Annotated in this window: 19 protein-coding genes and 5 pseudogenes; 18 read left to right on the top strand and 6 right to left on the bottom strand. The window is 43.1% G+C overall.

What is annotated here, in order from left to right:
* The first annotated feature begins 9 nt into the window (after nt 1–9).
* Nucleotides 10–261 (top strand): annotated as a pseudogene (locus N4T56_RS19235) (hypothetical protein).
* Here the strand turns inward: N4T56_RS19235 and N4T56_RS19230 are convergent.
* From N4T56_RS19230 to hslR, 3 genes and pseudogenes are all read right to left on the bottom strand, one after another.
* A pseudogene (locus N4T56_RS19230) lies at nt 219–1,759 on the bottom strand (phosphoenolpyruvate carboxykinase). The pseudogenes N4T56_RS19235 and N4T56_RS19230 sit on opposite strands and share 43 nt — an antisense overlap.
* A 267-nt stretch (nt 1,760–2,026) precedes the next feature.
* Nucleotides 2,027–2,889 (bottom strand): annotated as a pseudogene (hslO, locus tag N4T56_RS19225) (Hsp33 family molecular chaperone HslO).
* 27 nt (nt 2,890–2,916) lie between these two features.
* Nucleotides 2,917–3,315, bottom strand: a complete 399-nt coding sequence (gene hslR, locus N4T56_RS19220; protein WP_261734313.1) for a ribosome-associated heat shock protein Hsp15 — start codon at nt 3,313–3,315, stop codon at nt 2,917–2,919.
* Nucleotides 3,316–3,567: 252 nt separating this feature from the next.
* Between hslR and gspC the strand changes: the two genes are divergently transcribed.
* The 12 genes and pseudogenes from gspC (at nt 3,568) to N4T56_RS19160 (ending at nt 15,050) form a co-directional block, all read left to right on the top strand.
* Nucleotides 3,568–4,482 carry a type II secretion system protein GspC gene (gene gspC, locus N4T56_RS19215; protein WP_261734312.1) on the top strand — a complete coding sequence of 305 codons (915 nt, stop codon included), beginning with the start codon at nt 3,568–3,570 and terminating at the stop codon, nt 4,480–4,482.
* A gap of 24 nt (nt 4,483–4,506) precedes the next feature.
* A complete protein-coding gene (gene gspD, locus N4T56_RS19210) occupies nt 4,507–6,639 on the top strand; it encodes a type II secretion system secretin GspD (protein ID WP_261734311.1) in 2,133 nt (710 codons plus the stop codon).
* A pseudogene (gspE, locus tag N4T56_RS19205) lies at nt 6,632–8,190 on the top strand (type II secretion system ATPase GspE). The gene gspD and the pseudogene gspE overlap by 8 nt, the downstream one beginning before the upstream one ends.
* A gap of 3 nt (nt 8,191–8,193) precedes the next feature.
* Nucleotides 8,194–9,426 carry a type II secretion system inner membrane protein GspF gene (gene gspF / locus N4T56_RS19200; protein WP_261734310.1) on the top strand — a complete coding sequence of 411 codons (1,233 nt, stop codon included), beginning with the start codon at nt 8,194–8,196 and terminating at the stop codon, nt 9,424–9,426.
* Between the two features lie 58 nt (nt 9,427–9,484).
* Nucleotides 9,485–9,919: a type II secretion system major pseudopilin GspG gene (gene gspG, locus N4T56_RS19195; protein ID WP_261734309.1), complete on the top strand. Its 435-nt coding sequence runs from the start codon at nt 9,485–9,487 to the stop codon at nt 9,917–9,919.
* 1 nt (nt 9,920) lies between these two features.
* Nucleotides 9,921–10,491, top strand: a pseudogene (gene gspH / locus N4T56_RS19190) (type II secretion system minor pseudopilin GspH).
* On the top strand, nt 10,484–10,888 hold the full coding sequence (gene gspI / locus N4T56_RS19185; protein ID WP_261734308.1) for a type II secretion system minor pseudopilin GspI: 405 nt from the start codon (nt 10,484–10,486) through the stop codon (nt 10,886–10,888). Before gspH ends, gspI begins: the two are co-directional and overlap by 8 nt.
* Nucleotides 10,869–11,555: a type II secretion system minor pseudopilin GspJ gene (gspJ, locus tag N4T56_RS19180; RefSeq protein ID WP_261734307.1), complete on the top strand. Its 687-nt coding sequence runs from the start codon at nt 10,869–10,871 to the stop codon at nt 11,553–11,555. The genes gspI and gspJ overlap by 20 nt, the downstream gene beginning before the upstream one ends.
* Nucleotides 11,555–12,541, top strand: a complete 987-nt coding sequence (gspK, locus tag N4T56_RS19175) for a type II secretion system minor pseudopilin GspK (RefSeq protein ID WP_261734306.1) — start codon at nt 11,555–11,557, stop codon at nt 12,539–12,541. The genes gspJ and gspK overlap by 1 nt, the downstream gene beginning before the upstream one ends.
* 51 nt (nt 12,542–12,592) lie before the next feature.
* On the top strand, nt 12,593–13,801 hold the full coding sequence (gene gspL / locus N4T56_RS19170; RefSeq protein ID WP_261734305.1) for a type II secretion system protein GspL: 1,209 nt from the start codon (nt 12,593–12,595) through the stop codon (nt 13,799–13,801).
* Between the two features lies 1 nt (nt 13,802).
* Nucleotides 13,803–14,279, top strand: a complete 477-nt coding sequence (locus N4T56_RS19165; protein WP_261734304.1) for a type II secretion system protein M — start codon at nt 13,803–13,805, stop codon at nt 14,277–14,279.
* A gap of 9 nt (nt 14,280–14,288) precedes the next feature.
* Nucleotides 14,289–15,050, top strand: coding sequence for a type II secretion system protein N (locus N4T56_RS19160; protein ID WP_261734303.1), 762 nt, complete (start codon nt 14,289–14,291; stop codon nt 15,048–15,050).
* A gap of 61 nt (nt 15,051–15,111) precedes the next feature.
* Here N4T56_RS19160 and yrfG read toward each other — a convergent pair whose 3' ends face one another.
* Nucleotides 15,112–15,759, bottom strand: a complete 648-nt coding sequence (gene yrfG, locus N4T56_RS19155) for a GMP/IMP nucleotidase (protein WP_261734302.1) — start codon at nt 15,757–15,759, stop codon at nt 15,112–15,114.
* 77 nt (nt 15,760–15,836) lie between these two features.
* On the opposite strand from yrfG, the gene nudE reads away from it, so the two are divergent.
* From nudE to N4T56_RS19140, 3 genes are all read left to right on the top strand, one after another.
* Nucleotides 15,837–16,391 carry an ADP compounds hydrolase NudE gene (nudE, locus tag N4T56_RS19150; RefSeq protein WP_261734301.1) on the top strand — a complete coding sequence of 185 codons (555 nt, stop codon included), beginning with the start codon at nt 15,837–15,839 and terminating at the stop codon, nt 16,389–16,391.
* 141 nt (nt 16,392–16,532) lie between these two features.
* Nucleotides 16,533–17,342 (top strand): 3'(2'),5'-bisphosphate nucleotidase CysQ, encoded by an 810-nt coding sequence (gene cysQ, locus N4T56_RS19145; RefSeq protein ID WP_261734300.1) that lies wholly within the window; start codon nt 16,533–16,535, stop codon nt 17,340–17,342.
* A gap of 418 nt (nt 17,343–17,760) precedes the next feature.
* The gene (locus tag N4T56_RS19140; protein WP_261734299.1) at nt 17,761–19,089 is read left to right on the top strand and encodes a hypothetical protein; all 1,329 of its coding nucleotides are present in this window, start codon (nt 17,761–17,763) and stop codon (nt 19,087–19,089) included.
* Between the two features lie 38 nt (nt 19,090–19,127).
* Here N4T56_RS19140 and mnmH read toward each other — a convergent pair whose 3' ends face one another.
* On the bottom strand, nt 19,128–20,231 hold the full coding sequence (mnmH, locus tag N4T56_RS19135) for a tRNA 2-selenouridine(34) synthase MnmH (protein WP_261734298.1): 1,104 nt from the start codon (nt 20,229–20,231) through the stop codon (nt 19,128–19,130).
* Nucleotides 20,231–21,286: a selenide, water dikinase SelD gene (selD, locus tag N4T56_RS19130; RefSeq protein ID WP_261734297.1), complete on the bottom strand. Its 1,056-nt coding sequence runs from the start codon at nt 21,284–21,286 to the stop codon at nt 20,231–20,233. Before selD ends, mnmH begins: the two co-directional genes overlap by 1 nt.
* A gap of 194 nt (nt 21,287–21,480) precedes the next feature.
* On the opposite strand from selD, the gene N4T56_RS19125 reads away from it, so the two are divergent.
* Together N4T56_RS19125 and N4T56_RS19120 are read left to right on the top strand one after the other, a co-directional pair.
* Nucleotides 21,481–22,095 (top strand): TetR/AcrR family transcriptional regulator, encoded by a 615-nt coding sequence (locus N4T56_RS19125; protein ID WP_261734296.1) that lies wholly within the window; start codon nt 21,481–21,483, stop codon nt 22,093–22,095.
* Complete coding sequence (locus N4T56_RS19120; RefSeq protein ID WP_261734295.1) at nt 22,082–23,947, top strand: MFS transporter; 1,866 nt, start codon at nt 22,082–22,084, stop codon at nt 23,945–23,947. Before N4T56_RS19125 ends, N4T56_RS19120 begins: the two co-directional genes overlap by 14 nt.
* Nucleotides 23,948–23,971: the final 24 nt, after the last annotated feature.

The raw sequence follows: 23,971 nt of genomic DNA, 5'->3' as shown, positions 1-23,971 counted from the left end.
AATGGATTGATGCCTAGTCATCTAAGCAAAATCCATTCAACAAAGAGTAAAACGTTTTTAGCCGAACCCTTTGGGCAGCGTTTGTTGGCCATTTTTACTGCGTTATCGACTTTTTATGTAGAATAACTACACTTCAAAGTCTCTGCCTTGTACAAATGGCCAACAATTCGCTGCAAAAACAACCTTGAAAGATCAACAGACCCTAGCTTAGTGGCATTTTATACTTTCGAGCCAGCCTGTTTAATCGCATCAGACACTTGATATTTAGCAAAGTTTTCGCTGAACTCTTGTGCTAATTGCTGAGCAAACTTGTCATAATCTGCTGTGTTTTTCCATGTGTTAACGGGGTTCAGTAATGCGCTGTCTACCCCTGAAACGGCTACAGGTACGTGCAGATTGAGTTTATCAATGTGGACGGTTTCAACATCTTTTAGCTCACCACTGACAATGGCGTCGACAATGGCGCGAGTGGTTGGAATATCAAAACGTTTACCTACGCCATGTAGTCGCCAGTCCATCCTGTATTAACCAAGTAAACTTGGCTACCAAACGATTCAATACGCTGCATAAGAAGCTCTGCGTATACCCCTGCTGGGCGAGGAAAGAATGGTGCACCAAAACAAGTAGAAAAGGTTGACTGAATCGCTGAGGTTGAGCCCATTTCAGTAGAGCCTACTTTTGCTGTGTAGCCTGATAAAAAGTGATAAGCGGCTTGTTCTTTACTCAATACTGATACCGGCGGTAATACACCCGATACATCGCAAGTTAAAAATACAACAGCATGAGGCTCGGCACCGCGGTTTTCTTCTTTGCGTTGGTCAATATGCTCAAGTGGATAAGCCGCGCGGCTGTTTTCAGTTAAGCTGGTGTTGTTATAGTTAGGTACACGTTGTTCATCAAGCACCACGTTTTCTAATACAGTGCCGAAACGAATCGCATCCCAAATTACCGGTTCATTTTTTTGGCTTAGGTCGATACATTTGGCGTAGCACCCGCCTTCAATGTTAAATACTCCACCTGGCGCCCAACCGTGTTCATCATCACCAATGAGCAAACGCTTAGGATCGGCAGATAGGGTTGTTTTCCCCGTGCCCGATAAGCCAAAAAATAACGTGGTATCGCCATCGTGTCCGACGTTTGCTGAGCAATGCATTGGTAGTACACCCTTAGCTGGGAGTAAAAAGTTTTGCACTGAAAACATCGATTTTTTCATTTCGCCAGCGTATTTCAAGCCTGCAAGCAGCACTTTACGTTCGGCGAAGTTAAGAATCACTGCGGCATCGGAGTTGGTACCATCGCGTTCAGGATCGCACACAAACCCTGGCGCATTAATAATTTGCCATGTGTCTTTGTTGTTGCGGTTAAACACGGTTGGAATGATAAACAGATTGCGAGCAAAAATTTGATGCCATGCATATTCCGTGGTTACCCGAACCGGAATGTAATGCTCATCATCGGCGCCAACTTCGAGTTCAGACATAAACAGTTCTTTGTCTGCCAGGTAAGTTTCAACACGGCCCCATAATGCATCAAATTTACCTGCATCAAATGGGCGGTTTACGTTGCCCCATTCTACGTCTGCCTCTGTCGTTGGATCTTTTACAATAAAGCGGTCGTTAGGGGAACGACCTGTTCTTTCGCCCGTTTTAGCCACTAATGCACCATTGGCGGTTAGCTGACCTTCTCCACGAAGAAGCGCGATTTCAACAAGCTGTGCTGTCGTAGGGTTAAGGTTCACGCGGTGTGTTAAATCCGCCATAGTGTTGATCTCCATGTCTTTTTGGTCGGTATTCGCTTTTAATCGGTATTATTATGTAGGGGTATTAGCTCGATTCTTATTGTTGCGTGATGGCTGTAAGCTAATGAGGCGATTGTAACTGATGTTTAGGCATTGGTAACGAACAGTTTGGTAATTTTTATGAAAGTTTTTAATGTTTAGTACTTTTGTTGACTATTTTTAGGTACAAAAAAAGCGCTTTTAGCGCTTTTTTATGTAATTGCTTACGGTTTTTAGATCTTTTTTTGTTTACTGCTTTGCATCGTTACTGTGACTACCAGCATATAGTGCCGCCACGTCGATAGCATCAAAGGTATAAACTTGGTTGCAGTATTCACAACCCATATCAATTTTGTCTTCCTCAGCTAAAATTGCTTCAATTTCTGCTTGAGAAAGCGTTTTAATCGCGGCGGCGCTGCGATCGCGTGAACAAGTACACTTAAACGTTACATCGACTGGATCAAATAAACGTACTTCTTCTTGATGGTATAAACGATGCAGCACTTCTGGCGCTTCAAGCGTAAATAGCTCTTCCGCTTTAATTGTGGCGGTTAATGTTGATAAGTGTTCAAAGTCATCATTTTGTTCAGACTTGGTAGGCAACACTTGCAATAACATACCTGCTGCTTGTTTGCCGTTAGCAAACAATTGAATTTGTGTTGGTAACTGTTCAGATTGATTAAAATATTCTTCTAAACAAGCTGCTAAGTTAACGTGGTCTAGCGATACGATACCCTGGTAGCGTTCACCTTCATCTGGAGTAAGGGTAATCACCATATAACCCTTACCAAACATCTCTTGTAAGCTGGCATCGTCTGCTATCTCACCTTTCCAGCGCGAGACACCGCGTAATACTTGCTCATTATTACCATTTATAACTGCAAGAGATACTGGTAGCCGTCACCTTGCAATTGCACGCTGATGTCGCCGGTAAACTTAATGGTTGCAGTTAATAGTGAAGTAGCAGCCATTAGCTCGCCGAGCAAATGTTGTAATGCTACTGGATAGTCGTGGGCTGAAAGCACTTCTTGGTAGCTGTTTTCAAGTTGTACGATTTCACCGCGAACATCGGCGTCGTCAAAAAGGTAGCGGTGTAAAATATCGTTGTTCATCTTTACTCTCTTAACTCTGTTAGGCGCTTAAAAATCTTTAAAGCGCATAAGCTGTCGTCGTTGTTTTTTATCCGGCTTATGATCTGGTGCCGGATTATTCAAAATATTAAGTCGCCGAGCTTCAGCGTTGATTATACGTTTGCTAATGCTTTCGGGGGTCTCTTCATACAAGGTTTGCGCGATGCTTGCGCTTTGTCGATGACCTGATAACACCTTAATGATAACTTCTTTGTCATCATTGCCTTGGCGCAGGCGAATTTTCGCACCAACTTCAGCATTCTTACTGGATTTAGTCCTTTGACCGTTGTAATGTACTTTACCGCCGTTAATCATATCTTTTGCGATGGCGCGAGTTTTGTAAAATCGTGCCGCCCAAAGCCACTTATCTAACCGAATAATGCTTTTTTCGGACTGAAATTGATTCAAAAGCCTCCAAAACAGGGATGATTTCACAGACTGAGTAACTTAACTGCCATACAATACAAGTATTATTGCATCCTGGGGTTAAATTGAGCCTCATTTGTGGGCGCAAACTTAGCATATTTGGTGAAGATTCGCCAATCGATATGCTCGAGGGTTGTTGCTTTATTCTCTGTGGGTTAGCATGGCAAATAGGTATAACATTTTAAACATTAAAACAGAGACCTGTACCAAGACGTATAGAGGATTCAAAAACATATGGATTTATTAGATAAACTGATCAACAAGGCTGCATCTGTGCCGCATAAACCGATAAGTGGCGTGGTATTTTGGCTGGGATTGGTCATTGTGTTGCTACTTGCGGCACAAATTACATGGAAGTTAATGCCTGTGTCTTCGCCATCCGCGATTTGGCAACCTTCCCCTATTTCTGCGAGCACTGCAAAGCGTATTGAGCTTTCTGGTGTGCGTAATCTATTACTTTTTGGTCGTGTTGATGGCAATGCCAACAAGCCTAAGGCTGAAGTCGTTGAGCAGATTACCGATGCGCCCAAAACCAACCTTTCAATTCAATTGACTGGTGTTGTTGCTTCTACAACAGAAGAGCAAGGCCTGGCGGTGATTGAGTCTAGTGGTAAGCAAGAAACCTACAGCCTAGGCGACAAAATCAAAGGTACGTCAGCATCGTTAAAAGAAGTGTATGCCGACAGGATTATTATCACCAATGGTGGTCGTTATGAAACCTTGATGCTTGATGGACTTAAATACAGTGCAGAAAGCCAGGCTAATGAGCAGTTACAACAAGCCAAGGTCGATAAAAGGGTGACTCGAGTAGATCGTCGTGACAATGAACGTTTCTCTGAAGAGCTGTCTAATTCTCGCGATGAGTTATTGGCTGATCCAAGTAAAATTACAGATTATCTCGCTATTTCACCAGTTCGCGATGGCGAGGAGCTATCTGGTTATCGTTTAAACCCGGGTAAGGATGTCGCACTGTTTAAGCAAGCGGGCTTTCAACCAAGCGATTTAGCAAAATCAATCAATGGGTATGACTTGACCGATATGGGTCAGGCTTTAGAAGTGATGGCGCAATTGCCTGAGCTCACCGAAATGGCTGTCATGGTAGAGCGTGAAGGGCAGTTGGTCGAAATCATGTTTAGTTTGCCAGAATAATTTGGCGTTAGAGGATTGAGTAAAATGAATAACAAAGGAATCCGACATAAGATTATTGCTGGAATGTTAGTCGGCGCTGCGATGATGGCCGCGCCAATGGCGTGGTCGGAGCAATATGCGGCTAACTTCAAAGGCACAGACATTCAAGAGTTTATTAATATTGTCGGTAAAAACCTCAATAAAACCATCATCGTTGACCCTACCGTACGAGGTAAAATTAACGTACGCAGTTACGATTTATTGAATGATGATCAATATTACCAGTTCTTTTTAAACGTCTTACAAGTCTATGGTTATGCTGTCGTTGAGATGGAAAACCACGTGATTAAAGTCATTAAAGACAAAGACGCGAAAACATCGGCTATTCGTGTGGCCGATGACAAGATGCCAGGCTTAGGTGATGAAATGGTCACCCGCGTGGTGCCATTGTATAACTCTGAAGCTAAGCAACTTGCTCCGTTATTACGTCAGTTAAACGACAATGCTGGCGGTGGTAATGTGGTCAACTACGACCAAGCTAATGTGCTAATGATTTCAGGCCGCGCTGCTGTAGTAAATAAGCTGGTTGAAATTGTACGCCGCGTAGATAAGCAAGGCGACACAGCCGTTGAAGTCGTATCGCTTAACTTTGCCTCAGCGGGCGAAATTGTGCGTATTGTTGAAGCACTTTATCGTTCAAGCGCCAATCAAGCTCAATTACCGGGTCAAACTCCAAAAGTGGTTGCCGACGAGCGCACCAATGCCGTTATCGTGAGCGGTGATGAAAAAAGCCGTGAGCGAGTCGTTGAGCTTATTCAGCGCCTTGATGCCGAGCAAGCGAATACGGGTAACACAAAAGTACGTTATTTGCGTTATGCCAAAGCAGAAGATTTAGTTGAAGTACTGACAGGTTTTGCGCAAAATCTACAAGAAGGTAAAGACGGTAGCACATCGGCTCAAGCTTCAAGTAGCCAGCGCCGTAGTGACATTAATATTATGGCTCACCCAGACACCAACTCGTTGGTGATCAGTGCCGAGCCCGATCAGTTACGTACCATTGAAAGTGTCATTAATCAGTTAGATATTCGCCGCGCTCAAGTATTGATTGAGGCGATTATTGTTGAGATTTCTGAAGGTGATGACATTGGTTTTGGTGTGCAAATGGGTAGTGCAAGTGGAGGCTTAACGCAATTTAGTAACATTGGTACCACCATTACAGATGTAGGCGCTGGTGTATTAGCGGCTCAAGAAGAAGAAGGCACCACCGTTACCGTAACTAACTCTGATGGTGGCTCTACCACAACCACAAACCCAACATCAGATGGTGACTACACATTACTTTCTGATGCGTTAAGTAGTGTAAGTGGTATGGCATGGGGCGTGACGACTGGTGATTTTGCTGCATTGATTCAAGCGGTATCAAGCGACACCAAATCCAATATTTTAGCTACGCCATCAATTACTACCTTAGATAACCAAGAAGCCTCATTTATTGTCGGTGATGAAGTGCCTATTCTTACCGGTTCAACGTCGAGCTCAAGTAATGATAACCCGTTCCAAACCGTTGAGCGTAAAGAGGTTGGTGTTAAGTTAAAAGTGGTACCACAAATTAACGAAGGCTCATCGGTTAAGATGACCATTGAACAAGAAGTTTCAGGTGTGAATGGTAATACGGGGGTCGATATCAGTTTCTCGACTCGTCGTTTGACTACGACCGTGATGGCCGATTCTGGTCAGGTTGTGGTATTAGGTGGTTTGATTAGTGAAGAAGTGCAAGAGAGCGTGCAAAAAGTGCCTCTTTTGGGTGACATTCCATATTTAGGCTGGTTATTTAAATCTTCTTCTAGCTCTACGACCAAGAAAAACCTAATGATTTTCATTAAGCCAACCATCATACGAGATGGCATTACAATGGAAGGGATCGCTGGCCGTAAATATAACTACTTTAGAGCGTTACAACTTGAACAACAGGAGCGCGGTGTTAACTTAATGCCTAACACTGATATTCCGGTGCTTGAAGAATGGAATCAAGAAGCTTACTTGCCAGATGAAGTCAATGACATGCTAGAACGTTATAACAATCGCCAAGGGTTAGGTACTGAACTGCGAGATTCTGATCCAGCGTTACGCATTATTGATGAAAGTCTGCAAAAGGAAAAGGCTGAAGATAATGAGTGATAGCGTAGTGACAGAGCCATTAGCCCAAGTATCTAGTGATGTCGCCATGGAAGTGGTCGAAGGCGACGAGGTTTTTCACTCGAACAGCAAAGAGCGTCTGCCGTTTGCGTTTTCACACCGTTTTCAATTGGTTTTAGCCAAAGAAAATGAACAACTGTGTCTGTTTTATACTGACAAGACCCCGCTCAACGCGATGCTTGAAGTACGTCGCTATGCGGGAGTTGAGTTAGCGGTTATTAAGCTAGATGTTGCTAAATTTGAAGCTAAATTAACCCAAGCCTATCAAGCTAACTCTTCAGAAGCTCAGCAGCTAATGGAAGACATTGGCAATGAAATGGACTTGTTTACCCTAGCTGAAGAACTACCGCAAACTGAAGACTTGCTTGAAGGTGATGACGATGCACCTATCATTAAATTGATCAATGCATTGTTGTCAGAAGCCATTAAAGAAGAAGCGTCGGATATTCACGTTGAAACCTACGAAAAACAACTAGTTGTACGTTTTCGTATTGACGGCGTGTTAAAAGAAGTGCTTAAACCAAACCGTAAGTTATCTTCATTATTGGTGTCACGTATTAAGGTGATGGCGCGCTTAGACATTGCTGAAAAACGCCTGCCACAAGATGGGCGTATTTCGTTACGTATTGCCGGCCGTGCCGTCGATGTGCGTGTGTCGACTATGCCATCGAGTCATGGTGAGCGTGTAGTCATGCGTCTATTAGATAAAAACACTGGCAACTTAGACTTGCAACAGCTCGGTATGACTCACAATATTCGCGAGCAATTTGACGAATTAATTCGTAAACCTCATGGCATTATTTTGGTTACTGGCCCAACCGGTTCCGGTAAAAGTACCACTTTGTATGCGGGCTTAACCGAGATTAACTCCAAAGATACCAATATTTTAACGGTAGAAGACCCAATTGAGTACGAGTTAGAAGGTATTGGTCAAACTCAGGTAAACACCAAGGTCGATATGACTTTTGCTCGCGGTTTACGGGCTATTTTACGTCAAGACCCTGATGTGGTGATGATTGGTGAAATTCGTGACCTTGAAACCGCCCAAATTGCAGTGCAAGCCTCATTGACAGGGCATTTGGTTATTTCAACATTGCATACCAACACGGCATCTGGCGCTATTACCCGTTTACAAGATATGGGTGTTGAGCCGTTCTTGGTGTCATCGAGCTTACTTGGGGTATTGACCAGCGCCTTATTCGTACCCTTTGCCCTCATTGTAAAGCGACCCACGAACCAGACGAACGTGAACGTGAGTTATTAGGTGTTACTGCTAACGACACGCGTGTTATTTACCGTGCAAAAGGATGTAAAGCTTGTGGCCATAATGGCTACCGTGGCCGAACGGGTATCCATGAGTTATTGATTGTTGATGACAATGTGCGTGAGCTTATTCACGGTGGTCGTGGCGAACTAGCCATCGAAAAATACGTGCGTAAATCCGTGCCAAGCATTAGACATGACGGTATGAGTAAAGTCTTGGCGGGTGTCACTACTCTTGAAGAAGTACTACGTGTGACGCGCGAGGAATAATCAATGGCAGCGTTTGAATACAAAGCCCTTGATAATAAAGGCAAACAAGTAAAAGGTGTGATAGAAGCCGACACTGCACGTCATGCTCGTAGTCAGCTGCGTGAGCAACGCTTAATGCCCCTTGAATTACACCCCGTTAATGAAAAAGAAGCCCGCACACAACGCGGCGGCTTTAGCTTTAGCAATGTGTTCAAAAAACGGATTTCGGTTGCAGAGTTGGCGTTAATTACCCGTCAAATTGCCACGTTGGTTGCCGCAGGCTTACCGATTGAAGAGGCATTAAAAGCGGTTGGCCAACAGTCAGAAAAAGCCCGTTTAGGTAATATGATTATGGCTGTACGTTCGCGTGTTGTAGAAGGGTACAGCCTAGCCGACTCTATGGCTGAATTTCCTCATGTTTTTGATGATTTATACCGTGCAATGGTCGCATCTGGTGAAAAGTCGAGCCATTTAGAGGTGGTGCTTAATCGTCTTGCAGACTATACCGAACGTCGACAACAGCTTAAATCTAAGCTCACCCAAGCCATGATTTATCCTATCGTACTCACCGTGGTTGCTATCGGCGTTATCGCTGTATTACTTGCTGCAGTAGTGCCTAAAGTTGTGGGTCAGTTTGAACATATGGGCCAAGAGCTTCCTGGTACCACCCAATTTTTAATCCTAGCGTCTGACTTTGTTCAGCACTGGGGGTTATTGGTTGTCTTGATTATCTTTGGTGGCTTGATTTTGTTTCAGCGCATGCTGAGCAATCCAATCATGCGGATGAAATATGACACAATGTTACTCAATATGCCCGTTATCGGCAAAGTGAGTAAAGGCCTCAATACCGCCCGTTTTGCTCGTACATTAAGTATTTTATCGGCAAGTTCAGTGCCCCTGCTAGATGGTATGCGTATTGCCAGTGAAGTATTACAAAATGTCAAAGTGCGTGCTGCAGTTGATGATGCCACTGCACGGGTGCGTGAGGGAACCAGTTTGGGTGCGGCGTTGACTAATACTAAGTTATTCCCCGCAATGATGTTGTACATGATAGCCTCTGGTGAAAAAAGCGGTCAGTTAGAAAGTATGCTTGAACGTGCGGCAGACAACCAAGACCGCGAGTTTGAGTCTAACGTTAATATTGCTCTTGGGGTGTTTGAACCTATGCTGGTAGTCAGTATGGCTTCGGTTGTATTATTTATTGTGATGGCAATCTTACAGCCTATTTTAGAGTTAAATAATTTAATCAGTGGCTAAGCCATAAAGCAAAGCCGATAAGTTCAAGATTTGAGTCATTTTTAGAAGGAAGTCTTTAATGCAACAACACAACAAACAACGCGGTTTCACCTTGCTCGAAGTTATGGTGGTGATTGTTATTCTTGGTATTTTGGCGTCAATGGTTGTGCCTAACTTGATGGGTAACAAAGACAAAGCAGACCAACAAAAGGCCGTTTCAGACATTGTTGCGCTCGAAAATGCCTTAGACATGTATAAGTTAGACAACAGTATTTATCCAACAACAGAGCAAGGGCTTGACGCCTTAGTGACTAAGCCTAACTCGTCGCCAGAGCCACGTAATTTCCGGGACGGTGGTTATGTTAAGCGCTTACCTCAGGATCCATGGCGCAATGACTATTACCTATTAAGCCCTGGTGAGAACGGAAAAATAGACATTTTCAGTGCAGGTCCAGACGGACAAGCAGGCTCTGAAGATGATATTGGCAGCTGGAACTTACAAGACTTCCAATAATATGCTTTATCGTCGTCATGCTGGATTCACCTTACTAGAGGTATTACTCGTCGCATTGTTAATGGGATTAGTGGCATCGGCTGTCACTATTTCTATGAGTGCGGCAGGACCAGAGCAAGCACTTAACAAGCAAGCGCAGCGATTTATGTCGGCGACCGAAATGGTGCTGGATGAAAGTGTGCTCAGTGGTCAGTTTATCGGTATTGTGATTGACGAAGACCAATATCAATTTGTGTTTTATCGAGAAGGTAAATGGATGCCTGTCGAACAAGACCGTTTACTGGCGACGCAAAAAATGAACCCGGGACCTTACTTGAAGTTGTGATAGATGGCATGCCATTATCGCAAGAAGATGAGCAAGACGAGTCTTGGTTTGATGAGCCATTTATTGATGAAGAGAGCGAAGAAGATAAAAAAAGCATCCCGAACCACAAATTTTGCTTTTTCCTAGTGGCGAAATGACGCCGTTTGAACTTAATTTTTCCACTGTTACTGACGAACTTAAGCGGGTTAATGTATTGATCGTTGGCGACGCATTAGGGCGGCTGACATTAGGGCGTGTCGATGAGTAAATCGATTTCACGTCACCTAAAAGGATCTGTAACAAAATGTCGGGGCATGACCTTGCTCGAGGTGATAGTTGCCTTAGCGGTGTTTTCAATTGCGGCCGTATCAGTGACCAAAAGTTTAAGTGAACAAATGGCCAACATGCCCATTTTAGAAGAGCGCACCTTGGCGCAATGGGTTGCCAGTAATCAAATGGTTGAAGTGCGATTAACGGATGCATTTCCCGACATTGGTAAAAAAGAAGGCGAGGTCGAACTTGCTGGTCGTGAATGGTTTTGGCGCCAAGAAGTGGTTAAAACTACCGATGAAAAATTTAGAATGATCAAAGTGAGTGTCAGTGACGATAACCGCTATCAACGTATTGTCGCTCAGGTAAGCAGTTATGTGCACAACAACGACTAATTACAAAGGCTTTACCTTACTTGAAATGCTCATCGCGATCGCGATTTTTGCCATGTTGAGCCTCGCGGCTAACTCGGTATTGTCGACAGTAATGAAAAACGATGAAGTCACCAAAGAGTTTTCTGTTCGGCTTAAAGCATTACAACAAGGCTTTGGTGCATTAGAAAGAGATTTAGGCCAAATGGTGGCACGCACGGCAAGATCATTTGAAGGCGACCGTGGCAGTCAGTTTTTTCAAGCGGGCGATAATATTCTTGACTCAGATACCCAAGCATTAATGTTCTATCGACTTGGCTGGTTAAACCCTGATGGCATGCTACCAAGAGGCAGTGTGCAGTCAGTTGCTTATGTGGTGCAAGCCGGACGGTTAGAGCGTTGGTATTACCCATACCCTGAACCTGTTGTTGGTGCGGAGCCGTTAAAAAGTTTAGTGATTGACCATGTGTTATCGGTTGAGTATTCGTTTTATATTGATGACAGTTGGCAAACCAAAGTTGATGGCACCGTTATGCCTAAAGGTATTGCCATGGAAATAGAGATTGAAGGTTTAGGTAAAATCCAGCGGCGCTTTTTATTGCCTAAAGGTGCGCCTGCAGAAACATCCGACGATGATTCAAAAGAAGATTCAGATGACTCAGATGACTCAGATGATGAGGAGTCAACCTAATGGGTGGGCAAAAGCAGCGCGGAGTAGCCCTCATTGTGGTCATGCTGATTGTGGCTATGGTCGTGGTTATTGCGACAAATATTACCAGTCGTAACCAACTGTCAATGCGGCGCACATTGAATATGGCGCAGTATGATCAGGCATACTGGTATGCCATGTCGGCTGAAGAACTTGCAATCAAAGTGCTTAAACAAGATTTTGAAGACGCCGAAGGCACTGTGCATTTACAACAATATTGGGCGCTGGCTAATGTTGTTTTTCCTGCCGAATATGGTGAAATTGTTGGTGAAATAAACGACATGCGTGCTTGCTTTAATGTTAATGCTGTGGGTGAGCCCTCAACTGAAACTGAAAATAACCAGCCTAAAATGACATTGGCTGCAAGGCAATTTCAGGCTATGTTGATTAGCTTGGGTATTGATGAGTTTGGCGCTGAACAATTAACACAAACATTAAAAGACTATATCGATACCGATTCTGTCTCGAGTACATATGGCGCAGAAGATGCTGAATATGAATCACGTAATGTGCCATATCGTGCGGCAAATACTTTGATGCAACATCGCAGTGAATTAAGAGCAGTATTGGGCTTTAATCAAAATGTATATATAAATATATTAGATTACGTATGTGCAATACCGGGCGACAGCCGACAGATATTGAATGTCAACACAGTTAAAGTAGAGCAAGCCGCATTACTTGTTGGCATGTTAGAAAACCAAGTATCGATAAGCGAAGCAGAAAGCATCATTAATGAACGTCCCGCAGATGGTTACGGTACGATTGAAGAATTTTGGGAAAGCTCGTCGCTCAGCAGTATTGAAGCTGAAGACGATCTTAAGTCCAGTTTTGTGGTCGACAGCGAATATTTTTTATTACATGCTGGTGCCAAAGTAGACAACGCAATATTTCGAATGGACAGCGTGCTTAAGCGCAATGGTAACAACTTAGAAGTGCTCACCCGTCAATACGGTGGTCAACAATAATAACAAGTTCATTGCGTGTAAAAGACGTATTGAGAGTGGTGGAGAATAACAGTGTCTGAACGGCTATTTATCCGATTAGGAAAAACATCAGAACACCCATGTTCATGGCTAGTATGGTCCGAGCAAGAACAAGAAATTATCGCCTCGGGCGAGTTAACTGATGCTGCAAGCCTCAGCACGCTTGCTGAGCGTGCAGGTAATCGCCCTGTTGATGTATTGGTGCCCGCTGCCAGCATGACATTGACCCAAATTGCTCTACCTGAAAAAGGTCAGCGCCAAGCATTAAAGGCGTTGCCTTATATGCTCGAAGAAACCCTCGCAACCGATGTCGATAACATGCACTTTGTTGTTGGCTCACGTGAAGGTGAACAACTCAATGTTGCTGCCGTTGCCCATGAGCAAATGCAAGCTTGGCTTGCCTGGTTGCATGAAGCCGGCTTAAAAGTAAAACGCATTGTTCCTGACTGTTTAGCATTACCATTAGAGCAATGCCGCTGGGCTGCAATGAGTTTAGGTAACGAATACTTAATTAGAACATCTGAAGGCAGTGGTATTAGTTTACCTAAAGCTTGGTCGGCATTTGCATTACCGCAACTGGTCAATAACGCAACGGCATTAAACGATAATCAAACGATTAATGTTGCCAGCTACAGCGACGATATCGCAATCGAAGGGGTGGAAGTTGATAATAAACCCCTCGATTTGCCTATGATGGTCTTGGCTAAAGGTATTTTAAATGCGCCAATTAACCTATTAAGCGGTATTTATAAGCCTAAGCGTGAATACAGTAAGCACCTAATGGTGTGGAAGAATACCGCCATTATCGTGGTAGTGGCAATTGTGCTTGCACTCATCAATAAAGGGTTAGCGATTCATCAACTCAATAATGACACAGATGCATTACGGGCACAAAGTGAAGTGATTTTTAAACAAGCCGTGCCAGGCGTAAACCGTATTGTTAATGTTCGCTCGCAAATGGACAGTGAATTACGCCGTATGCAGGGGCAAGGTGGTGGCGCAGCATTTTTTGAAATGCTCGACGGACTTAAGCCCGCATTTAATAAAGTACCGGATTTAAAACCTAACAGTTTACGATTTGAAGGTAACCGTGAAGAATTGCGTATGCAAATTACCGCGCAAAATTATGCTCAGGTGGACCAGTTTAAAGAAATTGTTGCCAAAGATTTTCAGTTAGAAGGTGGGGCGATGAATAGCACTGATGAAAACGTCACTAGCACCTTAACCTTGAGGACCAAATAGTATGGGAAATTTACGTATTTGGTGGCAAGGTTTAGCGACACGAGAACAACAACTTGTTGGATTTTGTGCTGCTATTTTGGTTGTCGGCTTTGTATATTGGGGCATATGGACACCAATTTCGAATGCACAAATTGACGCTGAACGCAGTCACAAGGCTGCCCAACAAACGTTAAATTATGTCAAACAAACGGCGAACAAGTTAGCCGGCTTAAAACAGGCGGGTGCTAAAGCCAGTTCACGTGGCAGTTTAAGTTCTATCGTCAACCAAACCGCAGGCCAATACCAGTTAGAAATCACCCGTATGCAACCACAAGGTGACAAAATTCAAATATGGATGGATGATATTCCATTTGATGTATTATTGGGTTACTTGCACGAACTGGTTGAGCAAAAAGGCTTAACGCTAGACAGCGTGGATTTAGCCGAATCTGATGTAACTGGCTTTGTAAAAGTCAGACGTATTCAGCTTTCACAGTAAGGATTTTTTGTGAGTTTATTTTTTAAAATACTGTTTGGTATTGTGGTTTATATCATTTTTATGATTGCCTATGTGCCAGCTAACTGGCTAGTTAGTATTGCACCGTTACCTAACAATGTATTGTTCAGTGGTACAGAAGGCACCTTATGGCAAGGCAAAGCTGCATTAGTCAGTGTTGATAAGCGTCAGGTTGAACACGTTGCCTGGCAATTAAGCCCTTGGGGTTTGTTTATGGGCAAGGCTAACATTGACTTTAGCATTGGCAATCGCGCAACGCCGGTGAGTGGTAAAGGTAGCCTAACCTGGTCACTTGCAGGTGTAAGTGGTAAAAATATCCGTCTTGATGTACCCGACAGCTTTTTATTAGCTGGTGCTAAATTGCCTTTTAAAACGCAAATAAACGGTGACGTGAGTTTGATGGTTGAAGTGTTAGAGCAAGGTAAACCTTGGTGCGAGCAGCTTAAGGGTAAATTATTTTTAAATAGTACTGATGTTAAAAATCAGTTTGGCATATATCCGTTAGGTAATATTGCCTTAGGGTTAAGTTGTCTTGACGGCCAATTACAACTCGCCACAGATGAAACGTTAAATGCATTAGGGTTAACGGGCACGGCTATCTTAGGTGAAGGTAACTTAGTAAAAGTCAGTGCCAAAATAAAGCCTACCGACGCACAACCACAAGATTTACGTAAGTCATTACAATTTTTGGGACGCCAAGATAGCCAAGGCTATTATCCCATTAATTACCAAGGCATCGTACCTGGACTATAGTGGCAAATCATAAAAAAGCGCGTTGATAGCAATATCAACGCGCTTTTTTTGTTTGAGCAATTTAGAGCGAATGTAATAAGTCACTCACCGCCGGAAATTGAGTAAATACCGTGTGTGGCTTTTGGCTGTCAGGGTTACTAATGCCTAGTTGATAACCTACACCGGCTCTTTTTGATGCGGCTAAAATGACTTCATTGTCGTCAATAAACAAACACCTTGCCGGGTCGAGCTGAAATTTATTGAATGCATATTGCCAAAAATTGGGATGCTCTTTGGGGTAGCCACTTTCGTGGCTCGACAATAACTCGTCTAAGCCTTCGGCTAAATTAGTATGAGTGAGCTTTAATGCCAGGCTGTGAGGGTGTGCGTTAGTGAACAAAATACGTCGTTTACTTGCACTCGCAAGCGCCTGTAAAAATGGCATACTGTCTTGGCGGATTTTAATTCTGTCGGCTGCGGTATAATGTAAGGCCAAAATATCTATGCCTAAATGCTGCTGCCAATAATCTAAGCAATACCAGTCTAATGTGCCAACCACATTATGATACGCCTGAGTCACTAGCTTATTAGCATCGCCTAAACTAATTTGCCGTAGCAAACTTAATTGTTGTGGTACTAATTGTAGCCAAAAGTGGTTGTCAAAGTGCAAATCTAACAGGGTGCCATCCATATCAAGAAGCACCGTGTCTATCTTATGCCAAGGAAACATGTAAATTCCGGTTGTAGAATATACCTAGAATAGTAAGATTGTATCTTGTCTTTATTAATTCGTCACATGGGGCTGCAATGACACAGCGGCATGAAAAGCCGGAAATCCTGCACACTGAGATCGTTGCCAAAAGCCGATTGTTTCAAATTGAGCAGGTTCATCTGAAGTTTTCAAATGGTGTAGAACGCCAATATGAAAGAATGAAAGGCGGTAGCAGAGGTGCAGTTATGATTGTGCCTATCCACGAAGGTAAACTGTTACTCGCCAGTGAATATGCCGCTGGCACCGATAATTACGAGTTAGGTTTTCCGAAAGGGTTAATCGACCCAGGCGAAACAGCCATTGAAGCAGCTAACCGCGAGCTACAAGAAGAGATTGGCTTTGGTAGTCATAAGTTGACACTGTTAAAGGAGTTGTCACTTGCCCCAGGCTATTTTTCAAGCAAAATGCAGATCTTCGTGGCTGAGCAACTTTATCCCAGTCGTTTAGAGGGTGATGAACCTGAGCCAATCGATGTCATTCCATGGCCATTAACCGATTGCCAAGCCTTGCTCGATAATGCCGATTTTTCAGAGTCTCGTAGCGTAAGCGCATTGTTCTTGACTCAACAATATCTAGCGTCAGCTGAGTAGACAAAAGAAACACGAACAGTGACATCATTGACTATATTTTATTAATGTACGCACAAATTTAGGCAAACAACCGCGACACAAAGGGGCTAACGGTTCCCCTTAATAAGGTTATCCTTAGCGAATCCAGCGATTGGAGTAGTAATGAAGCCAGAAGATGTAATTGAGCAAGTGATTGATATAGCCACAGAAGCCGGCAAAAAGATCCGTGAGATTTATCTCGAAGGGACTTTTAAACGAGAAGTGAAATCTGACAATACTCCTGTCACGTCAGCAGATTTAGCCGCCAACGATATTATTTGCAGTCAGCTTGCCGCGTTAACACCCGATATTCCTATTTTAAGTGAAGAAGCTGCCGATATCCCTTTAAGCGTCCGCGAAACTTGGAAGCGTTACTGGCTTGTCGATCCATTAGATGGTACCGGAGAGTTTATTGCCGGTAGTGGCGACTTTTCGGTGATAATTGCCTTAGTTGAGCATAACCGTCCTATTATGGGCATTGTTTATGTGCCCATGACAAAAGTGTGTTATTACGCTATAGCTGGCCTTGGTGCATATAAACGTGATGGTAAAAATGAACTGCGCATCACCAGCAAACAGCTAGCAAACGGTGAAACTGACAATATACGTTTAGCGGTAAGTCGCCGCCAAGATCCCCAATCCGTTTTGAAGTTACTGAATAAACCTAATCATTGCGAATTAGTGGTGATGGGCGGTGCAGCCTTAAAGAGTTGCTTAGTCGCTGAAGGCCGCGCTGATTGTTATGTGCGTTTAGGCTCAACGGGTGAGTGGGATACCGGTGCTGCACAGATTATTATTGAAGAAGCCGGCGGTGCACTCATTGATATAAACTTACAGCCATTAACGTATAACGAGCGAGAAAGCTTGGAAAACCCTAACTTTATCGTTGTGGGTAGCCCCAATTTACCGTGGGATATCTTACTTACAACCTAGAGTGCCGGTTAGTCATACCAATCCTTATTAGAATATGATCTATTTTAGGCAGCGTCACTCGGCTACCAGTACAATGAAAATGACTGTAGGTGTAGTCGTCTCATCAAAGTCATTTGAAGCAATAATGGGGGTTGTGACACAGTCCCGAAGGGCGACTTTATCAGAGCGGTCTTCTTTGTTAGCCTTTCTTAACGTACAACTGCATGGATGCAGGAGATAGAGCAACGCAGGAGCAGTTGTCGAGAACGACTATGTCTTCAAAAGACTGCCTCGAATACCTCACTGATCATTTTCGCTAAAAGAGCAAATTCTAATGCGGATTGGTATAACTATATTTTATGTAGCATATTGCTTTTATATTGACGTGTGAATATTGTATCTCAATTGTTAATAAGCTGTTTTATTGAGAGCAAAGCACATGAGACGCAAAGGAATGTATACCGCTTCAACTTCGATGTTATTCATCCTCGGGGCGATTGGATTGACGGGTTGTGGAGGTGGTAGTGATGATAGTTCACCTGACAGTGGCGGAACACCTGATGGCCGCCTAACTGGCGATGTTGTTTATTATGCCGCAGCGTGTGATGCCACACAGCCAGCGGTGGGAACTGACATTATTGTACATCGTAAAGATGGCAGTATTTTAAGCCAATCAACAGTACCTTCAACGGGTAAGTTTGATATCGCTTGGCCGAGTGAGGCTTATCATTTTTCATATGCTCAGACCATCAACGATGAACTGTTCGTAACCAGTCTGCTCAATGTAGTAGCGGGTGATATCGGCATTGTGGGTGGGCGTAATAGTAACCTTGACTCGGCGTGCTCTTGCACTGACTTTAATTTTTCGTTCGATGATATTCACTTCGCTTACAATGGTTATACCGTTTACCTTAATGGCGACAACCGGACGACACGTGCCAACGTCTGTAAACAAGATGGTCAATTCCCTCCAGTTAATTTAGTCCTCACTCCCAGCCATGATGATGGGCTAACATCCTATGCCGCACAAATCGATGTTAACAATTATGCTGCCAATCGCACTATATATGTTGACCCCTCTATATTTGAAAACGCCACGAATGAAAGTGTTTTACTCGATGCTGTATTAAGTAGTGCCAACAGTAATATTGAATACCCAGATTTTAGAACATTTTCAGAAACAGATTATGGCCGGGCAAACTGGATTGCATGGATGATGTCGCCGCATATTTTCCCGGGGTTATTTGCTAATAACTTCATTACTTCATCTCATTTTGATTACTTAGGAGGTGATGATTACGGCGAGGTATATTATTACACCAGTCGGCGTCATCGCGTAACCGATCCAGACGATACTCAAATTGTGCAATTACAGCAAAACCAGCAAAAAATGCTGCAAAGTACAGACGCAATTTTAACTAGCTTTGGTGAAGACGGTGCCAGTAACTATGATTTTACGGGGATCGGTACAGGTAAAACCTTACTTCAAGTTAATTTTGGTCAAAATGGCATTGCGCACTGGACAATTGAAGCCCCCTTAAAAGGGACGTTTCCAGATTTGGATTTACCGACAAATTTACAAACACCGTTTGAGCAAATTACCCAAGCGAATTTATCGGTAATGATTTATGGCTACTTTAGTCATTCGTCGAACCAATATAATCAATTCCGCACAAAAGCAGTCGAAATACAACGCGCTGATTTGAAAACTCGGTCCGATTTTTATGATAATTATGTTATTGAACAAATTTCTGTAGATATTTATTAAGCCTACAAACAAACGCCCTCAAAAGAGGGCGTTATTTTTTAGGCTGTTTTACGAGCGTCTAACCATTGATGAATAGCTTGTCTGTCACCTTGAAATATAACCCTATCGCGTTTCTTTTCTAATTGAAATTCATACATAGGGTCATAGTAAACGTCTAACAGTATGCTTATCCAGTCTAGATGTTTACGGGCATTATTTTGACTTTGTTGCTGTAATAAAGCCTCATCAACAAGCTGTTGTAGTTGCTGATGTAGCTTTCCGCCCAAGCGTTTACGAATACCCGTTAAGCTTTGAGTGAGATAGTGGCTAAATGCTTCAAACCCGTCTTGCTCACCCAATTTAATAACATAATCTGCCAACTTATCGGTGATATAGTCTTTGAGTAACCGAGGCAAGCGAATGTCTCTGGGTTCATCGAGTAATACAATATCTGCTTGTTGCATCGCTTGATAAAAAGCGTGCGGCAAAGCAGAGCGACCAATCAGATAGCTTTCATCTTCAAGCAGTAAATGGCGATGTTGCTGCTGTTGATGCTTGAGTAATGAAACCGCAAGGTTATTTTCAAAATTGATTTGTGTCGGCTGTGGCTCAATGTTTTTGCCAAAACTTGAGCCTTTATGGTTTGCGATACCTTCTAAATCAACCGACTCATCGCGCTGATGTATAAACTCTGTTTTACCACTGCCAGTAATACCACTTAATATCAGCATACTGGTTTGTTTTGGTGCATTGTCGATAGCACCGATTAAAAAACTGCGCATTGCCTTATAGCCACCTTGGATAAAAGGCACATTCATGCCTGTATCTTTTATCCATTGCTGGGATAGCTTTGAACGTAATCCACCTCTAAAACAATATAAATAACTTTCAGGGTGTTGTGACAATTGAGCTTGCCATGCTTCTATTCGCGCTTGCTTCACTTTACCGGCGACTAATTGGTGGCCTAATGCGATGGCGGCATCCTGGCCATGTTGTTTATAGCAAGTGCCGACTTTAGTGCGCTCATTATCTTGCATTAATGGCAAATTAACCGAATGTGAAAAAGCACCTTTAGTGAACTCCACTGGCGCTCGCACATCAATTAATGGTCTGTTTTCAAGTAATAACCGGCCATATTCAGAGCTGGGGATAATGTCACTCATTAAATTAGCTCGATGAGAGTATCATGGCCAGTATCAATCGGCGTGAATTCGACCATTGAACCAATACACACCGCTTGTATATTATTTGCCGTTAACAATGCTTGTAGTTCAGCTTCGCTTTCTGCGTTTACAGCCACTAATAACCCACCGCTGGTTTGCGGATCGCACAAAATGGCTTTTTGGTCATTGGTGAGTTGCGGTAAATGTTCACCGTAACTGTCAAAATTACGATGTGTGCCGCCCGGTACGCAGCCTTGCGCTAAGTAATCAGCAACTTTGGGCAGTAAAGGCACGTTCTCTAATATGAGGTTGGCTTTGAGTGTGGCGCCCTGGCACACTTCAATTAAATGGCCAGCTAAACCAAACCCTGTGACATCAGTTAACGCATTCACGCCCGTAACTTTTGCGATTTCAATACCAATACTATTGAGCTGACACATGGCTTGTGGGGCAATGTGACTGTCCTCGTCTCGTAATTTCTTTTGTTTTTGCGCTGTGGTTAAAATACCAATACCAATTGGTTTGGTGAGGTATAAGCGATCGCCAGCCTTGGCAGTGTTATTTTGCTTGAGTAACTCTAACGGGATTTGCCCTGTTACGGCTAAACCAAAAATCGGTTCAGGTGCATCAATACTGTGGCCACCGGCAAGCATGATGCCTGCATCTGCACAAGCCTGGCGCCCACCATCAACCACTTGCTGTGCAACCGTTGGTGGCAATACATTGACCGGCCAACCTAATATTGCAATGGCCATAATGGGCGTGCCACCCATGGCGTAGATATCACTAATTGCATTGGTTGCCGCAATACGACCAAAAGTAAAAGGGTCATCAACGATAGGCATAAAAAAATCAGTCGTGCTAATAATGCCTGTTTGTTCATTGAGCTTGTATACCGCAGCATCATCACGAGTTTGGTTACCGACAAGTAAATTCGGATCAGTAAAAACGGGGAGCTGTGAGGCAAGAATAGTGCTTAATACTTTAGGAGATATTTTACAGCCACAACCAGCACCATGACTATATTCGGTTAATTTTATTGTTTGCTCAGACATAATAGGGTGATCTTTAGACGGCGTATTGAGCAGCAATTATAATCACTATTAAGCAGAATATCTTGTGTTTTAGTCATTTATACAATCTAGCCATTGCTTTATGTTCGATAAAATAAATTATTATGAACATTGTTTTTTATTTTGTTTGCTGTTAGCTTATCACTCATCAAGACAACTGATGTTAGGTAACTACAGTGGCTAGACGTAAAGAGCACACTCATGAGCAAATTAAACAAATGGCAATCGAAGCCGTTGTCATGCATTTGCAACATGACAATCTTCATTCTTTGAGTTTGCGAAAAGTGGCTAGTCAAATTGGCTATGTGCCGAGTACCTTAATCAATATTTTTGGCAGTTATCAGTATTTATTATTGGCTGTATCAGAACAGACTTTGGCGAATTTATCTTCGGTGCTGCAAGGGTTAACAAAGCAGGCGCCGATAACAAATATTCAAAATATGGCGATGGCTTATAGTGATTTTGCTTTACAGCATAAAAGCTGCTTTCGGTTGGTGTTCGAATTAACCATGCTAGACGATCAGCCTTTACCGCAAAACCACACCACTATTGTTAAATCATTATTTGCTTTAGTGGAGTCACAATTACGCAGATATTTTACTGACATTAGTGAACCACAAGCAGAATTGATGAGCCGAGTGCTTTGGGGCGGTATTCATGGGTTAACGACTTTAGCCTTAGATGAAAAGCTATTTGCAACGCACAATGACTTACGCACTATGTTGTGCAGTCATGTCCAAGGATATATTGCTGGTATAAGCAAAACAGGGAGTTTGCATGATATTAACTAAACGCTTTTTACCTTATTTTGTGACTCTGTGCTTAGGGGCGCTAAATGATAACTTTTATAAAAATGTCTTGTTATTACTGGTGACCTACAGTCAGCTCAATACCTTACCTATTGATGTTAATTTGTTTGTCAATTTAGCCGCTGGCGTATTCATTTTACCGTTTTTCTTGTTTTCAGCGCATGCGGGAATTGTGGCCGATAACATGAACAAAGCCAAACTTATAAGGCGTTTAAAGCTTTTAGAGCTGATTATTATGTCGACAGCAGCTATCGCCATTGTTAGCCAGAGCTATATGGTGATGTTGTTTCTGTTGTTTTTAACCGGGAGCCAGTCTGCTTATTTTGGTCCGGTTAAATATTCTTTACTACCGCAAGCATTGAGTGAGGCAGAATTAGTCAAAGGTAATGCCTTAGTTGAAATGGGGACTTTTTTATCGATTCTTATTGGTACATTAAGTGCTGGCTTAGTGGTAGCGAATGAAAACGGTTTAACCTGGGCTGCTATTATTGTGTCGGTGCTTGCTGTGGCGGGATATCTTGCCAGTCGAGCTATCCCTTCTTTGCCAGCACAGGGTGAGCTCAACCCGAATAAATTTTCATTATTTTCAGGCACCTTACGTTGTATTAATAAAGCGCGTGAAACTAAGTCGATTTGGATGGCCATTTTAGCCATCAGTTGGTTTTGGTTTTTAGGAGCCACTTATCTGACTCAGTTTCCTAATTTTGCTAAGTTGCATTTGCATGCCGATGCTACAGTAGTGTCTTTACTGTTGGCGTTGTTTTCTGTCGGCATTGCCGTTGGCTCTTTTGTGTGCGAACGTTTTTCGTTTGGCCATGTTGAACTCGGCCTGTTGCCGTTTGGGGTATTGGGACTCAGTGTATTTAGCTTCGACATGATAGGCGCTATCCCGCTACAAATGGTTGAGCCTGGTTTTGTGTATAGCTTTGAGTCTTTTATTAGCAATGCCCAGCATTATCGAATCATGGTTGATCTGTTTTTGGTTGGGTTAAGCGGTGGGGTATTTATTGTACCTTTATATGCGTTTATTCAAACCCGTGCAGAAAAACAAGAGTGCGCTCAAGCTATCGCAGCAAACAACATTATTAATGCGTTGTTTATGGTGGGCTCTGCAATACTCTCAATCGTATTACTCGGTGTATTAAATTGGACAATTCCTGAGTTATTTATGCTAATTGGCATAATGAACTTAGCTGTATTGTTATATGTTTACTCACAGGTGCCTGAGTTCACCCAGCGGTTTATCAGTTATTTACTCAGCCACGTGATGTATCGCGTTAATGTGAATGGCAGAGAGCACATTCCGGCACAAGGAGCAGGGATCATTGTCAGTAACCATGTGAGTTATGTTGATGCATTAATCATTATGGGAGCTTCGACGCGGCCAATTCGGTTTGTGATGGATAAGTCCATCAGCGAAATCCCACTATTAAAATATGTGTTTAGGCATGCAGGGGTGATTCCTATCTGCTCACCTAAAAAGTGTGAAGCCACTTATCAAAATGCATTTGAACAGATCCACCAAGCATTAGCCAATGATGAGCTAGTGTGTATATTCCCTGAAGGTCGGTTAACGCCAGACGGTGAAATAGGTGAGTTTAGACCAGGAATTGAAAAGATATTACAGCGTGACCCAGTACCCGTAATACCACTTGCACTCAAGGGGTTATGGGGCTCGTACTTTAGTCATAAAGGTGGCCACGCACTGACGACCAAACCTACTCGTTTTTGGTCCCGCGTGAAAGTGAATATCACAGCGGCCGTAGCGGGAGAAACAACTAACCGCATGGCATTGCAACAGCAAGTGACACAACAATTCGACATTAACCGGTAGATAAAAAAAGGCCATCAGGATTAA

Origin of the sequence: Shewanella phaeophyticola, assembly GCF_025398315.1 — a bacterium.
Classification (GTDB): Bacteria; Pseudomonadota; Gammaproteobacteria; order Enterobacterales; family Shewanellaceae; genus Shewanella; species Shewanella phaeophyticola.
Note: the sequence above shows the minus strand (reverse complement) of the source record. Positions and strands in the feature narration are given on the sequence as shown.